The sequence below is a fragment of the Sphingomonas sp. Leaf17 genome, from assembly GCF_001421505.1.
Lineage (GTDB): Bacteria > Pseudomonadota > Alphaproteobacteria > Sphingomonadales > Sphingomonadaceae > Sphingomonas.
Window position 1 is genome coordinate 37398 of the sequence record NZ_LMKL01000010.1, and the last position, 13049, is coordinate 50446.

Genomic DNA, 13049 nt, shown 5'->3' on the forward strand with positions numbered 1-13049 from the left:
TGACGCAGTCGGGGGGCAGCCCGGGCGGCAGGATCTGATCCCACCGTGTCCGCGAGCCACACGCACATTAAAATGTTTTGATGACCATATTGCAGCGCGTCGCGACCTTCGCGACGATGACCCTTTCGATCGCCGGGCTGGTTGCCACCAGCACACCCGGCTGGGCCTCCGAACTCGATCGGACACCCGTCACGGCTTCATCGACCGTATCTGCCCCCTTCAACGCCGGACCCGGCGCGGCGGTTCCCGTATCGACACCTGTGACGCCGGCCCCTGCGCCGCTGCAGATGGTCCAGTCGCTCCCGGCAACGATGCCGGTCGAAGCACCGACCACTGATACCGAAGATTTCTCCTCGCTCGCCGATGCTGTTGCCGCTCAGGACGGCGCCGTCGCCGATGAAGCGCTTCGCTGCCTGGCCGGCGCGATCTATTTCGAATCCAAGGGTGAGCCGCTTGCCGGCCAGCTGGCGGTAGCGGAAGTCATCATCAACCGCGCCAAGTCCGGCCGTTTCGCCGACAACATCTGCGGCGTCGTCAAGCAGCGCGGCCAGTTCTCGTTCGTGCGCGGCGGGCAGATGCCGTCGATCGACGCGACCCGCGCTGCCTATCGCACCGCGCTGGCCGTGGCAAAGGTCGCGATCGCCGATGCCTGGGACAGCCCGGCCCCCAAGGCCCTGTTCTTTCACGCCGCCCGTGTTCGTCCCAGCTGGGGCCTGACCAAGATCGCGGCGATCGGCAACCACATCTTCTACCGCTGATCGGTCGGGTCGATGCGGCCCGACACACGATCCGACAGCGCCATCGCCCCGCATCCGGGGCGGTGGCGTTGTCGTGTCGGCTTGCCTTGTTCGCATGATGTTCTAATCAGGCGTGATGCTCGATACGCCGTCTTCCTGCCGTGATGCGCCGGACTCCGCCCCCGATTCCGCGCTGTGCGCCGCCGAGGTCGCGCGCGGCACCACCCGCATGCTGCTGCGTCATGATCTGATCGCGATTGGTGAAGTGGCGCTCGACAATGGCCGGCGGGCGGATCTGATGGCGATCGACGCTCGCGGGCAGATCGTCATCGTCGAGATCAAGGTGTCGCGCGCGGACCTGATGGGGGATGCGAAATGGCCGGACTATCTGGGCCAGTGCGATCGCTATTACTGGGCGGTGCCGGCCGGGTTCGATCTTGCGCCGCTGAACGGGGTCCAGTTTCTGCCCGAACGGACCGGGATCATCGTGGCCGATCGCTATGATGCGGAAATTGTGCGGCCGGCGCATACCACGGCGCTTGCCGCCACGACGCGCAAACGCTGTACGCTGGCGTTCGCGCGCCGGGCGGCGCGTCGCCTGATCGGAATAACCGACCCCGATGCCGACGGTCTGACGTTCTGAGACGACATACGCCCGGTCCTGGCGCGTGACACCGATCCGGCCTGCCTGGCCGCAGCGTCAATGACGGGACCGGGACTGCGACATCCTATAGCGTCGGGCCGGATACCGCCTTGCGGGTCTTCTTGGGCGCGTCTTCCAGCGTTTTCAGCAACGCCGGGTTGCGCGCGTCCTGACGGGCATAGTCGCGTGCGGACAGGCCGGCCATGTTGTCGGTCTGATCGGGATCGGCCCCGGCGGCAAGCAGCGTTCGGACCATGCCGATGTCGCGTCGCTGCACCGCGCGGATCAAGGGCGTTTCACCGGCACCATTACCGAGATTGGGGTTCGCCTTCGCGTCGATCAGCAGCGAGATCATGCCGGGCTGGCCGTTTTCGATCGCGAGGATCAACGGCGTATTGCCCTTGCCGTCGCGCAGGTTGGCGTCCGCGCCCTTTTGCAGCAGATAGCGCAGATAGACGTCGTCGCCGCGCTTCACGACGATGTGCACCGCCCCCTCGCCCGTCGTCACGTCGCGGGTGTTGATGATCGTGCTGCCGGGCTTGCCCAGCATCTGGAGCACGTCATTGCCCTTGCCCTCGCGCACGGCGGTCAGGAACTTGTAGCTTTCGGACTGCTGCTGGGCGACGGCGGGAGTCGCCACGGCAAGCGGGGCGAGCGCGAGCAGCGCGGCGAGAAACGGACGGTTGGACATGAGCGATGGTCCCGTAGAGGTAAGACGGCATACTTGCGTACCGCCCGGTAACAGATCAAGGCTGGCGACGTCATGAACATGCGTCGTACCGTTCGTATTTCCGGAGCCGTTCTGGCGACGGCCCTCCTGCTGACCGGTTGCGGGGAGCCGGCGACGCCGGCGCAACCGCCGCTGGCCGGTGCGCGGATCGGCGTGCCCTTTACGCTGACCGACCAGAATGGCCGCACCGTCACCGACCGCAATTTCGCCGGCAAATACCGGATCATGTATTTCGGCTATACCTTCTGCCCCGATGTGTGCCCGGTCGACGTGCAGGTCATCGGCGCGGCGGTGCGGAAACTGGATAGCGCGAACCCGGCGCTGGCCGCGCGGCTGGTGCCGGTGTTCGTGACGGTCGATCCGGCCCGCGATACGCCGGCGGTCATCAAGAGCTTCGTCAGCGCGTTTCACCCGCGCATGGTCGGCCTGACCGGCTCGCCGGCGGCGATCGCCGCGCTGGCCAAGGGGTACGGCGTGTATGTCGCCAGGGGCAAGACATCGCCGGGTGGCGGATATATGATGGACCATAGCCGTACCGCGTTCCTGATGGATCCGGCGGGCAAGCCGCTCGCGCTGCTGCCGACCGAGCAGGGTGCCGACGCGGTCGTGGCAGAGATCGAGAAGTGGGCGAAATGAGCGGGCGGTATTGGGACGACACGCCGCTGGAAAAGCTGGATCGCGGCCAGTGGGAGTCGCTGTGCGACGGATGTGGCAAATGCTGCATCCACAAGCTGGAGGATGAGGAGACGGGCGAATTGCTGGCGACCAACGTCGCCTGCCGCCTGCTCGACCGGTCCACCGCGCAATGTTCCAACTATCGCCACCGCAAGGCCTATGTGTCCGAATGCGTGCGGCTGACGATGAACAATGTGCGCGCGATCGACTGGTTGCCGGCCACCTGCGCGTACCGGCTGCGCGCCAACGGTCAGCCGCTGTACGACTGGCATTATCTGAAGTCCGGCGACCGCGAATCGGTCCACCGTGCCGGCCAGTCGGTGCGTGGCTGGACGATCAGCGAGGACGATGCCGGCGACCTGGAGAACCATCTGGTCGACCGCGAGCTGTGACGGCTGTGGGGGGCGAGGGGACGTTCGACGTCGTCCGCCATCCGACCGCCCGGCGCGCGCGACTCGCCTTCGATCCGGCGACCGGGCGCGCGCGGCTGGTGATCCCGAAGCGCGCCGCGCTGAAGCCCGCGCTGGCCTGGGCCGAGGGGCAGCGCGACTGGATCGCCGCGCAACAGGCCCGGTTGCCGCAGGCGGTACCGTTCGCGCCCGGCACCACGCTGACCGTCGCGGATACGGCGCTGACCATCGACTGGATCGAGGGTGGACGACGCGCGGTGGCGCGCGTCGGCGACCGCCTGGTCACCGGCGGGCCGGTCGAAACCCTGCCACGCCGCATCGAAACCTGGCTGAAGCGGGCGGCGCTGGCGCTACTGACCGAGGAAACGGCGGACTATGCCGCCAGGGCCGGTGTGTGCGTCACGCAGGTCGCGGTTGGCGATCCGCGTGGTCGCTGGGGCAGCTGCGCCGCCGACGGGGCGATCCGCTATAGCTGGCGGCTGATCCTCGCGCCCGGCTGGGTCCGCCGGGCGACGGTCGCGCACGAGGTCGCGCACCGGATCCATATGAACCACGGCCCCGATTTCCATGCGCTGGTCGCGGTGCTGTACGAGCGCGACCCGACCCCGGCGCGCGCCTGGTTGCGCGCGAACGGGGCGGGGCTTCACTGGGTCGGGCGGTCGCCGGGATAGGTTGGCGGCGCGCGGCGCGGGGCCGGCGGCGGGGTGCGGGATGAATCGCGGCCGGTGACCCGGTCGATCCAGTCCTGATTCAATTGCTGTGGCGGCTGGCGCTGTTCGGGCGCGTCGCCGTCTTCCGTGGGGGACGGAGGCGCTGGGCGCAGGACTTCGCTGGTCGTGGTTTCGGTCTGGACGCCGCCGTCCTGCACGGGTTGCTCGGATGGCACCGCGTCGACCGGGCCGCCATCCTCGTCGACATAGGTGCCGTTGTCGGGCTGGCCGTAATAGCTCTCCTCATCCGGCTCCAGCTGCCATTCGGGCAGCGTGACCTGCGTATCGAACTGCTCGATCGGGCGGCTGGCGGTGGCGGGCTTCATGAACGCGGCCCAGGCGCGGGCCGGCGCGGTGCCGCCGTGGAGGCCCGCGATCGGCTTCGCATCGTCGCGCCCCATCCACACGCCGGTGGTGATGCCGCTGGAAAAGCCCATGAACCAGCCGTCCTTCGACGCGGTGGTCGTGCCGGTCTTGCCCGCGACCGGGCGGCCGATCTGCGCGGCGCGGCCGGTGCCGGTGTTGACCGCAGTCTGGAGCAGGTCGGTCATCTGCGCGGCGACATAGGGGGCGACCAGCACATGGCTGCGATCGACCTCGTGCGTGTAGATCGTCTGGCCGTTCGCGGTGACGCGGGTGATGCCATAGGGGGTGACGGCCACGCCCTTGGCCGCGACGCTGGCAAAGGCGCGGGTCATGTCGATCAGGCGCACCTCCGACGTGCCCAGCACCATCGACGGGTGGGTGTTGACGGTGGTCGTGATACCGAACCGCCGGGCCATGTCGGCGACCGTCGAGAACCCGACCTCCTGTCCCAGCTTGGCGGCGACCGTGTTCAGCGAATAGGCAAAGGCGGTCCGCAGGGACACGGGGCCGGAATTGCGGCGCGAATCGTTGCGCGGCGTCCAGCCGCCGATGGTGACGGGTTCGTCGACGATGCTGTCCTCGGGCTTGTGCCCCGCCTCCAGCGCGGCGAGATAGACGAACAGCTTGAACGCCGATCCCGGCTGGCGCACCGCCTGGGTCGCGCGGTTGTAGATCGACGCGACATAATCCTTGCCGCCGACCATCGCCCGCACCGCGCCGTCGCGGTCGAGCGCGACGAGCGCCCCTTGCGCGCCGGCCGGCGCATTGGCGCGGATCGCCGCGTCGGCGTCGCGCTGCATCCCCAGGTCTAGCGTGGTCCAGACCTCCAGCGGAGCCTGTTGCTCGTCGATCAGCATGTCGAGCTGCGGCAGCGCCCAGTCGGTGAAATAGCGTACGCTGTTCTGGCGCGGCTCGGGCGCAAGCTTCAGTGCCTCGGGATCGGCCTCCGCCGCCTCGCTCGCGCTGATCGCGCCCGTTTCGACCATCGTCTTTATGACAACGCCGGCGCGGCCGACCGCGGCCTCGGCATCGGCGGTGGGGGAGTAGTTGGACGGGGCCTTGACCAGTCCGGCGATGACCGCGGCCTCGCTCAGGCTCAGATGATCCGCGCCGTGGCCGAAGAATTTCCGCGCCGCCGCGTCGATACCGTAAGCGCCGCCGCCGTAATAAACCTTGTTCAGATACAGTTCGAGGATCTGGTCCTTGGTAAACTTGCGCTCCATCGCCAGCGCGAGGATCCATTCGCGGAACTTGCGGCCGAACTTCTTGGTGCTCGACAGAAAGACGTTGCGCGCCAGCTGCTGCGTGATGGTCGACCCGCCCTGGACCCAGCGGCCGCGCTCAAGCCGGATCTGTACCGATCGGGCGATGCCGATCGGATCGACGCCGGGATGGCGGCGGAAGCGGCGATCCTCGACCGAGACGGTCGCGTCGCGCATGACCGCCGGGATCTGGTTGTAGGGCAGCCATTCGCCGAAGCTCGGCCCCATCGACACGATGACGCTGCCGTCGGCGGCGTGGACGCGGATCATCTGGCCGTTGGGCGAGGATTTGAGCTGGTCGAAACTCGGCAGCTGCGACCGGGCGATATAGACCGCCACGACGAGCGCCACGAGCGCGAGGACGAACAGCGTGAGCAACAGCTTGATCGAAAGGATCAGCCGGCGACGCCAGGGGGAGCGAACGGTGCGGGAACGGGCCATGGATGCCGATGGGAATAGGCGCTATCGCCTACCCCCACAAGCGGTTCGCGTACGCGATCAGGTCGGTTCGTGCTCGCTGCGCGGTACGAAGGTCAGGCAGATCGAATTGATGCAGTATCGCTGACCGGTCGGTGGCGGTCCATCGGGGAAGACATGACCCTGATGGCTGTCACAGCGCGCGCACCGGGTTTCGATGCGGACCATGCCGTGGCTGCGGTCGCTGTGGTCAGTGACCGCGTCGGGCGCGATCGGCTGCGTGAAGCTGGGCCAGCCCGAGCCGGAGTCATATTTGTCGGCGCTGTCGAACAGGTCCAGGCCGCAGGCCGCGCACTGATACACGCCGTCCGCCTTGTTGTTGGTCAGCGCACCGGCAAAGGCGCGTTCGGTGCCGCCCTGACGCAGCACATGAAATTGTTCGGGGGTCAGGCGGTCGCGCCATTCGGCGTCGGAAAGATTCATCTGGTCCATGCAGCCCATGTCGGGATGCGCGGGCACAGGTTCAACCTGCGACCCGGGTTCCCTGCGCGATCATCCGGACAAGCGACGGGGCGAACCGGGCGGCGGGCAGCATCATCGGCGCAAACCGGCTTTCGGCCAGGTCGCGGACAAGGCCGGCGATGCCGACCGGTCGGCGCAGCGAGCGGGCGAACGCGCTCTGCCAGCCGAGTGCTGCCGCCGGGCCGCCGTCGCAATACGCGGCGGATGCCGCGATCCCGCTGGCGATGGCGATGCCCATGCCCTCGCCCGCCAGCGACGGGATCACCCCGGCCTGGTCGCCAAGGCGGAACAGGTTCGGCTGGCCGGTGGTCGCGCGCCAGCCATAGGGGACGTTGGCGATCGCATCGATCCGGTCGGTCGGGTCGATGAACGCCAGCCGTTCGCCCAGTGCCGGACAGTCGCGTCCGAGCGCATCGAGCAACGCCGCCGGGCTGCCCGCCGCCTGCAATCGCGACCGGTGGACCGCGAGGCACAGGTTCGCCCGGCCGTCCTCCTGCATCGCGATGCCGGCATAGCCGCGATCGAACAGGTGCAGCTCGATCGCCGTTCCCACCAGCCGTGACAGGGCCGGTGCGGGGCCGAGATGGACGCGCAGGCCAAGCGTCGGATCACGCCCGCGCGCCGTTTCGGGACGGGCGAGACCGCGAATGTCCGCCTTGCCGCTGGCGAGGAACAGCGCGTCGGCGGCGATCCGCGCGCCATCGGCGAGCCGCGCGGTCGTGCCGTCGATATCGCGCACGGTCACGCCGCGCTCGACCGCCGCGCCGTCGCGGATCGCCTGCGCCAGCATCACCGTGTCGAGCCGGTGACGCGACACCGCCAGCGCCGGGCGGGGCAGGGGGGCGCGGGCGACCTGGCCGCCGGCGAACAGCGCGACATGGTCGAGGTGATGCGGATTGAGCGTGTCCGGGTCGATGCCCAGCGTCGCCAGGCTGTCGAGCGTGCGCCAGCTCATGAATCCGCCGCACAGCGCATTGCCGGTCTCGCGGCTCCGCTCGACCAGCAGGTGCGGGACGCCCGCCCGCGCGAGCAGGATCGCGGTCGTGGCCCCGGCGGGACCGCCGCCGACGATCAGCGCCGGCGTTCGACGCATAAGCGAAAAGGAAAATGGCGGGTGACGCGGGCGTCGGCGATACCGGCTTCGGCAAGGATCGGCGGCCATTCGCCGGGGCGATAGCTGCGCGCGATCGACAGCGTGCCGTCGTGGCGGACGATTCGGTGCCAGCGGAACAGCGTGGCAAGGATCGGGAAACCCCAGTGCGCGAAACCGTGGCGGTGCAGGTCGTTGACCAGCCAGCCGGCGCGGGCGTGTCCTTCCATGAACCGCAGGAATGCGACGAGCTGGTCGTGGCTCATGTGATGCGCGACCAGACTGCTGACGATCACGTCCCACGGTTCGTGCGCCAGGGCGGCGTAATCCCCGGTGCGATAGTCGATCGCGAGATCGGCCGGCGTGTGGGCGGCGGCGGCGAGTGCGCTGCGGGGGTTGAGGTCGATACCGACCAGATCGACCGTCAGGCCGCGCCGCCGCGCCCAGCGCGCAATCCGGCGCAGCATGTCACCGTCGCCATAGCCGACATCGAGAATGCGCAGATGCGTTCGCCCCTTCGCCACCGCCGCCAGGAAGGCGAGGGTGGGCCGCGCGGCCATCGTCACGACGTTGACCCGCGCGAGATCGGCGACGACGGCGGCATAGACCCGTGGATCCAGATCGTCGGCGTCCATCAGCTCCTCGGCCTGCGCGCGGACGGCCAGCGTCACGGCGCGCTCCGGAAGCCGAAGCCCTCGGCGGCAAGGCCCGGGCCGAAGGCCAGCGCGACGCCGCGCGCGACCGGTGGCCCGTCCAGTAGGCGGGCGAGCACGAACATCAGCGTCGCCGACGACATGTTGCCATTATCGGCCAGCACCGTGCGCGATGTGGCCAGCGCGTCCGGCGGCAGATGCAGGCTGTTGGCGACCGCGTCGAGAATCGACCGGCCGCCGGCATGGACCGCCCAGCCGTCGATGGTCGCCGGATCCTGACCGCCGGTCGCCGCCGCCGCAAAATCCGCGTCGGCCAGCGCGGTGGCGATCCGCCCGGGCACTTCGCCCGACAGGTGCATCGCAAAGCCGCGATCGGTGATGTCCCAGCGGATCAGGTCGTGCGAATCGGGCAGGGTGGTCGCAAACGGCGTCTCGATCGCAAGGCCCGCCGGCTCCGCGCTGACCAGTGCCGCGGCCGCGCCGTCCCCGAACTGCAGCATCGCCAGCAACGGTTCGATCGCGGTGGCGGGTTGCAGGTGCAGCGTCGACAGCTCGACCGTCACCACCAGCACGCGGGCGGCGGGATCGGACCGGACGATGTGGCGGGCGCTGCGCAGTGCGGCGACGGCCGCATAACAGCCCATGAAGCCGACCAGCAGCCGTTCGACCGCTGGCGACAGGCCCAGCCGGCGGGCGATGATCTGGTCGATGCCGGGGGCGACGAAGCCGGTACAGCTGGCGACCACGAGATGGGTGATCCCGTCCAGCGGCGTCTGGTCCGCAAGCGCGGCGATCGCCGACAGCGCAAGGTCGGGCGCGGCGGCGGCATAGATGGCCATGCGGTCGGCGGTGCCGGGATGGGGATTGTCGGCATAGAATCCGCCTGCGTCGACCGGCGACCCGCCATCGGCCGATACCGGCAGCACCGACCAGCGATGGCCGATGCCCGACCGTGTGGCCATCCGTTCGAACAGGCGCGCGGACGCTGGTTCGATCCGCGCACGCGCCCAGGCGATAAAGGCCTGATGGACGTCGTGACCGGGCACGGCGGTGCCGATGGCGTTCAGATATACGGATTCGGAAAACGGGGAACGAGCGGGGGAAACGGCCAACGGGAACTCCACACGGGATACGCAATCCACAGCAACGCATCGCGAGAAGCTATGGATGCAAGCGGCGCTATGCCACCGTCCTGGCCCCCGGGGGGGATAACATTTCGTTCATGAATGGTGCGGCCAAGAAGACTCGAACTTCCACGGGCTTTCGCCCACAACGACCTCAACGTTGCGCGTCTACCAATTCCGCCATGGCCGCCCATGTCCCCGCCGGACACGCCGGCAGCAGGTAGGCGAGCGCCACTAGCAAAGCGATCCGCCACACGCAACGTCTTTGCGCGCTTCGGCCATTCGCCGGAACCGATGCGCGTCAGATGGCCTTGGGATCAATCTTCATGCTGCCATCTTTTCCGCTGCCGGTCGGCTGACCGCGAAGGACGAGATCGCGCACCTGTTCGGGCCGGGGCATCGCGGTGAAGGACGGATAGGCAAAGGTCGTGCCGTCCACATCCTGCAACGACACGGTATAGGTTCCCGTCTTGTCGACCTGCCCCATCAGCGACGGCGTCACGCTGACCACGCGCCCGGCATCGGACAGGGCCATGATGTAGCCGCTTGCCTCGCCATCGGCGCGGTAGACGCCATATTCGGGGTGTGCGCTGCCCTCACGGCACCATGTCGCCGCGCGGGCCGCCGTGGCGGCCTCTGTCCTGGCCGCGACACTGGCGCCGAGCAGGGACATCAGCATGTCCGCGCCGTTCGCCTTTGCCACCTTGGCCTTTACAAAGGCCAGCGGCGCGGGGCAGGCCTTGATGGGAACGGCGGCGGGGGCGGGGTCGCCGCCCGTGGTCGGCCAGCGGATGGCGGCGATCACGTCGGTCAGGCGGGCATCGAGCTGGGCCGCCTTCAGCGTCGTGGCGCTCATACGGATGGCGACGATCCACCCGCCGACCGGGACCACCGCAAGCGCGGTGCTGCGGTACGGACCGTCAGGCACGGCATAGACCTGTCGCAGCGACGATGCGGACCGGGCGGTTCCGGCGGCAAACGCGACCGGTTCGATCGTCGCCGGGGCGGCGTGGCGGTAGATATCCCTGCCCTCCAGCGCAGTGCGCGACCGGTCGAACCACAGGCTGGGATCGGCGACCGGCGATCGGAATATATAGATGGTGACGAACACGCTCTTGTCGGGCAGCTCGAACTGCGCGGCGACGTCATGCTCGGTTTCGGTTGCATCGGTCAGCGTGGTGCGGGGCATGCCGGCGATGTCCCGCGTCAGGATCAGGCCCGTGGGGGCGTGTTTCCAGCCCTTGTCGGCCGGCACGGGCAGGTCGCGCGCGGCTGCCGTCGTTGCGCAGGCCAGGGCCATGGCCACCATCAATCGCATCATCGCACCATCCTCCGTGGATGTCCGCAGCGTGGTCTGCGCGCGTTTTGCGGGCAAGGGTCTTTTTCGCCGGCCCCGCCGATGGGTTATGGCGAAGTGCGCCATGGTCTAGGAGGGCGGGATGATGCGTGTTTTTCAGACCGATCGCCGTGCCGAGACCCTGCGGGTGCTGGTGCTGGCGTGGCCGGTGATCCTGACCAGTCTGAACTGGACCATCCTGCACGTCACCGATGTCGTCGTCGTCGGGCTGGTGAGTACGCATGAGGTGGCCGCGCTGGGGGCGAGCAGGACACTGACCTTTGTCGGCATCGTCGCAGGGCTGGCGTGGCTGTCGGGCATATTGGTCGAGGCGTCGCGCGCCGATGGGGCGGGCGACGGTGTCAGGACGGCGGCGGTGCTGCGGCAGGGGCTGGTGCTTGGCCTGTTGCTGGGGCTGGCGATGGGGGCGTTGCTGTTCTTTGCCGCCGCGCCGTTGCTGGCCGTCGCCGGTGTCGCGCCGGCCATGGTCGATCCGGCGGCGCGGGTGGTGCGGGTGATGGCGCTGGCCTATCCGTTCCAGTTGCTGATCGTGGCGGCGAGTTTCTTTCTCGAAGGGGTCAGCCGGCCGCGCCGGGTCGCGGCGGTCAACCTGACGATCCTGCCGCTGAACGCGCTGCTCGCCTGGGCCTTGTCGGGTGGGCATCTGGGACTGCCGGCGCTCGGCGCGGCCGGGGCGGCGGGCGCGACGGCGATCGCGTCGGCGATCGGCGCGGTGGCGATGGTCGCCGGCGCGGTGACGCTGCCCGGTCGCCACGCCGTGGCCCTGCGCGACCGGGGTGCCGCGGTGTGGCACGGCACCACCGCCGGCGTCGTCGCGCTGGCGCGGTTCGGGATCGTGCCGGCGCTGGCGTCGGGGCTGGAGCTGGCCGGCTTCGCAATCCTGATCGCGCTGTCGACGCGGTTCGGCGACCAGACCGCGCACGCCTTCCAGATCGTGTTCTCGGTCCACAACGTCACCTTTGCGTTGGCGCTGGGACTCGGGTCGGCGGCCGGCGTGCGGACGGGCAATGCGGTGGGCGAGGGGGTGCCGGCCGCCGCCGTGCCGCGCGCGTTGATCGCACTTCTGCTGACGGTGATCGCGATGGGGGCGTGCGCGCTGGCGTTGATGGTCGGGGCAAGGCCGATCGTCACCGCGTTTCCGGCGTCGGCGACCACGCAGGCGATGGCGCTGGCAATGCTGATGCTGTGGGCGCCGTTCATCGTGTTCGACGGGGTTCAGGTCGTGCTGGTCTATGCGTTGCGGTCGCTGGGCGATCAGGTGGCCGCCGGGATCAACAGCATCGTCGCCTATTTCCTCGTCACCGGCGGGGTCGGGCTGTGGCTGGTCCATGCCGGTCACGGACCGATGGCGCTGGTGTGGGCGTCCGGGATCGGCATGGTCACCGCCGCGACGCTTCACGGCGGCCGGTTCGCGATCCTCAGCGCGCGGTTGCGCGTTCGCCCGCAAAACTGAGTTCGAGCCGTTTGGAGCTGGCCGGCACGTCGAGCTTGGCCGAATTGAAGTCGATCGACGCCCCGGGCGCCAGCGAGCGTTGCTGCGGCGTGATCGTCCAGTTGAAGACGAGTTTGCCTTGTGCGTCGCGCAGTTCGGCGTTGATGTCGGGCACGCGTTGCCGCGCCGAGGAGGGGTTGGCGATCTGGCCGCTGACCGCGAACAATTCGCTACCGTTTTCCAGCTCGCGCCGCTCGATCGGGTTGTCCTTGATCCGGAGCGGCGATTCGGTAGTGCCGATCGGCAGGCCGAGGCTGGCGGCGATGTTCGGCGCACCCGACCACAGGATCGCGCCGGCCCCGGCGATCATCAACGCGCCCGCGCCCATCGCCGCGATGGTCCAGCGTTTCGCCGGGTTGCGGCGCGCGCGGAACGGGGGCGTGTGGGCGAAAGCGTCGAACGAATCGCCCGGCATCGCGATGGCGGGTTCGGCCCAGGGCGGCGGCGTTGCCGGCACGGTCGCGCTGGTGGCCGGGCGGGCGGGCATGGATGGCGGCGTCGGGGCTGTCGCGGGAGCGGGCGGCGCGGCGGCGGCCACCGGCGATGAGTCGATCGGCCGGGGCGCGACCGCGGACGGGATCGGCTGACCCGGCGGCAGCGGTTCCGGCGGCGCGATCGGTGCGCGCAGCGGCAGTTCGACGGTGACCCCGTCCTGAAACCAGCTATGCTTGCAATTGGCGCAACGCACCTGTCGTCCGTCGACGCCGATCGCGCTGTCCGGCACCAGATAGCGGGTGCTGCATTCGGGGCATTGCAGGATCATGCGGACGCTTCACGAGAGGGTCGCCGGATAGGCCACCTGGTCCGTAAATCTAAACACGCCATGGGCCGGCAAGGCAAGTCCCGCCCGGTGCGGTCCGT

Annotated in this window: 14 protein-coding genes and 1 tRNA gene; 6 read left to right on the forward strand and 9 right to left on the reverse strand. The window is 69.1% G+C overall.

Annotation, left to right across the window (positions count from 1 at the left end; all coding sequences use genetic code 11):
* Positions 1–116 precede the first annotated feature (116 nt).
* Both ASE75_RS14725 and ASE75_RS14730 read left to right on the forward strand, forming a co-directional pair.
* The gene (locus tag ASE75_RS14725; protein WP_235512824.1) at positions 117–758 is read left to right on the forward strand and encodes a cell wall hydrolase; all 642 of its coding nucleotides are present in this window, start codon (positions 117–119) and stop codon (positions 756–758) included.
* A gap of 115 nt (positions 759–873) precedes the next feature.
* Entirely contained in the window at positions 874–1380 is a 507-nt protein-coding gene (locus ASE75_RS14730; protein WP_055935043.1) for an MmcB family DNA repair protein, read from the forward strand.
* Positions 1381–1465: 85 nt separating this feature from the next.
* Here the strand turns inward: ASE75_RS14730 and ASE75_RS14735 are convergent, their stop codons facing one another.
* Complete coding sequence (locus ASE75_RS14735) at positions 1466–2071, reverse strand: ankyrin repeat domain-containing protein (RefSeq protein WP_055935046.1); 606 nt, start codon at positions 2069–2071, stop codon at positions 1466–1468.
* A gap of 72 nt (positions 2072–2143) precedes the next feature.
* Here ASE75_RS14735 and ASE75_RS14740 point away from each other — a divergent pair, with 72 nt between their 5' ends.
* From ASE75_RS14740 to ASE75_RS14750, 3 genes are read left to right on the forward strand one after another with little or no spacing between them, the layout of a single operon-like run.
* Entirely contained in the window at positions 2144–2746 is a 603-nt protein-coding gene (locus ASE75_RS14740) for an SCO family protein (RefSeq protein ID WP_055935049.1), read from the forward strand.
* Positions 2743–3177: a YcgN family cysteine cluster protein gene (locus ASE75_RS14745; protein ID WP_055935052.1), complete on the forward strand. Its 435-nt coding sequence runs from the start codon at positions 2743–2745 to the stop codon at positions 3175–3177. Before ASE75_RS14740 ends, ASE75_RS14745 begins: the two co-directional genes overlap by 4 nt.
* Positions 3174–3866, forward strand: coding sequence for a M48 family metallopeptidase (locus tag ASE75_RS14750; protein ID WP_443025355.1), 693 nt, complete (start codon positions 3174–3176; stop codon positions 3864–3866). The genes ASE75_RS14745 and ASE75_RS14750 overlap by 4 nt, the downstream gene beginning before the upstream one ends.
* Here the strand turns inward: ASE75_RS14750 and ASE75_RS14755 are convergent.
* The 7 genes from ASE75_RS14755 to ASE75_RS14785 form a co-directional block, all read right to left on the reverse strand.
* Positions 3839–5974 carry a transglycosylase domain-containing protein gene (locus ASE75_RS14755; protein WP_055935058.1) on the reverse strand — a complete coding sequence of 712 codons (2136 nt, stop codon included), beginning with the start codon at positions 5972–5974 and terminating at the stop codon, positions 3839–3841. The two genes, ASE75_RS14750 and ASE75_RS14755, sit on opposite strands and share 28 nt — an antisense overlap.
* Positions 5975–6031: 57 nt before the next feature.
* Complete coding sequence (gene msrB, locus ASE75_RS14760; protein WP_055935061.1) at positions 6032–6442, reverse strand: peptide-methionine (R)-S-oxide reductase MsrB; 411 nt, start codon at positions 6440–6442, stop codon at positions 6032–6034.
* A 31-nt stretch (positions 6443–6473) separates the two neighbouring features.
* A complete protein-coding gene (locus ASE75_RS14765; RefSeq protein ID WP_055935064.1) occupies positions 6474–7565 on the reverse strand; it encodes an NAD(P)/FAD-dependent oxidoreductase in 1092 nt (363 codons plus the stop codon).
* The gene (locus ASE75_RS14770; RefSeq protein WP_055935066.1) at positions 7544–8233 is read right to left on the reverse strand and encodes a methyltransferase domain-containing protein; all 690 of its coding nucleotides are present in this window, start codon (positions 8231–8233) and stop codon (positions 7544–7546) included. The genes ASE75_RS14765 and ASE75_RS14770 overlap by 22 nt, the downstream gene beginning before the upstream one ends.
* Entirely contained in the window at positions 8230–9327 is a 1098-nt protein-coding gene (locus ASE75_RS14775; RefSeq protein WP_055935133.1) for a type III polyketide synthase, read from the reverse strand. Before ASE75_RS14775 ends, ASE75_RS14770 begins: the two co-directional genes overlap by 4 nt.
* 115 nt (positions 9328–9442) lie before the next feature.
* Positions 9443–9529 (reverse strand) — tRNA-Leu (locus ASE75_RS14780).
* A gap of 111 nt (positions 9530–9640) precedes the next feature.
* Positions 9641–10639 carry a hypothetical protein gene (locus tag ASE75_RS14785; RefSeq protein WP_235512826.1) on the reverse strand — a complete coding sequence of 333 codons (999 nt, stop codon included), beginning with the start codon at positions 10637–10639 and terminating at the stop codon, positions 9641–9643.
* 142 nt (positions 10640–10781) lie between these two features.
* Between ASE75_RS14785 and ASE75_RS14790 the strand changes: the two genes are divergently transcribed.
* Positions 10782–12149 (forward strand): MATE family efflux transporter, encoded by a 1368-nt coding sequence (locus ASE75_RS14790; RefSeq protein WP_055935139.1) that lies wholly within the window; start codon positions 10782–10784, stop codon positions 12147–12149.
* Here ASE75_RS14790 and ASE75_RS14795 read toward each other — a convergent pair.
* The gene (locus ASE75_RS14795; RefSeq protein WP_055935069.1) at positions 12115–12951 is read right to left on the reverse strand and encodes an MJ0042-type zinc finger domain-containing protein; all 837 of its coding nucleotides are present in this window, start codon (positions 12949–12951) and stop codon (positions 12115–12117) included. The two genes, ASE75_RS14790 and ASE75_RS14795, sit on opposite strands and share 35 nt — an antisense overlap.
* Between the last annotated feature and the right edge of the window lie 98 nt (positions 12952–13049).

Coding starts and splice junctions, on each gene's coding strand:
- ASE75_RS14785 (WP_235512826.1), bottom strand. CDS start 10,639: ATGGCCCTGGCCTGCGCAACGACGGCAGCCGCGCGCGACCTGCCCGTG.
- ASE75_RS14745 (WP_055935052.1), top strand. CDS start 2,743: ATGAGCGGGCGGTATTGGGACGACACGCCGCTGGAAAAGCTGGATCGC.
- msrB (WP_055935061.1), bottom strand. CDS start 6,442: ATGGACCAGATGAATCTTTCCGACGCCGAATGGCGCGACCGCCTGACC.
- ASE75_RS14725 (WP_235512824.1), top strand. CDS start 117: ATGACCCTTTCGATCGCCGGGCTGGTTGCCACCAGCACACCCGGCTGG.
- ASE75_RS14735 (WP_055935046.1), bottom strand. CDS start 2,071: ATGTCCAACCGTCCGTTTCTCGCCGCGCTGCTCGCGCTCGCCCCGCTT.
- ASE75_RS14765 (WP_055935064.1), bottom strand. CDS start 7,565: ATGCGTCGAACGCCGGCGCTGATCGTCGGCGGCGGTCCCGCCGGGGCC.
- ASE75_RS14730 (WP_055935043.1), top strand. CDS start 874: ATGCTCGATACGCCGTCTTCCTGCCGTGATGCGCCGGACTCCGCCCCC.
- ASE75_RS14755 (WP_055935058.1), bottom strand. CDS start 5,974: ATGGCCCGTTCCCGCACCGTTCGCTCCCCCTGGCGTCGCCGGCTGATC.
- ASE75_RS14790 (WP_055935139.1), top strand. CDS start 10,782: ATGCGTGTTTTTCAGACCGATCGCCGTGCCGAGACCCTGCGGGTGCTG.
- ASE75_RS14795 (WP_055935069.1), bottom strand. CDS start 12,951: ATGATCCTGCAATGCCCCGAATGCAGCACCCGCTATCTGGTGCCGGAC.
- ASE75_RS14740 (WP_055935049.1), top strand. CDS start 2,144: ATGAACATGCGTCGTACCGTTCGTATTTCCGGAGCCGTTCTGGCGACG.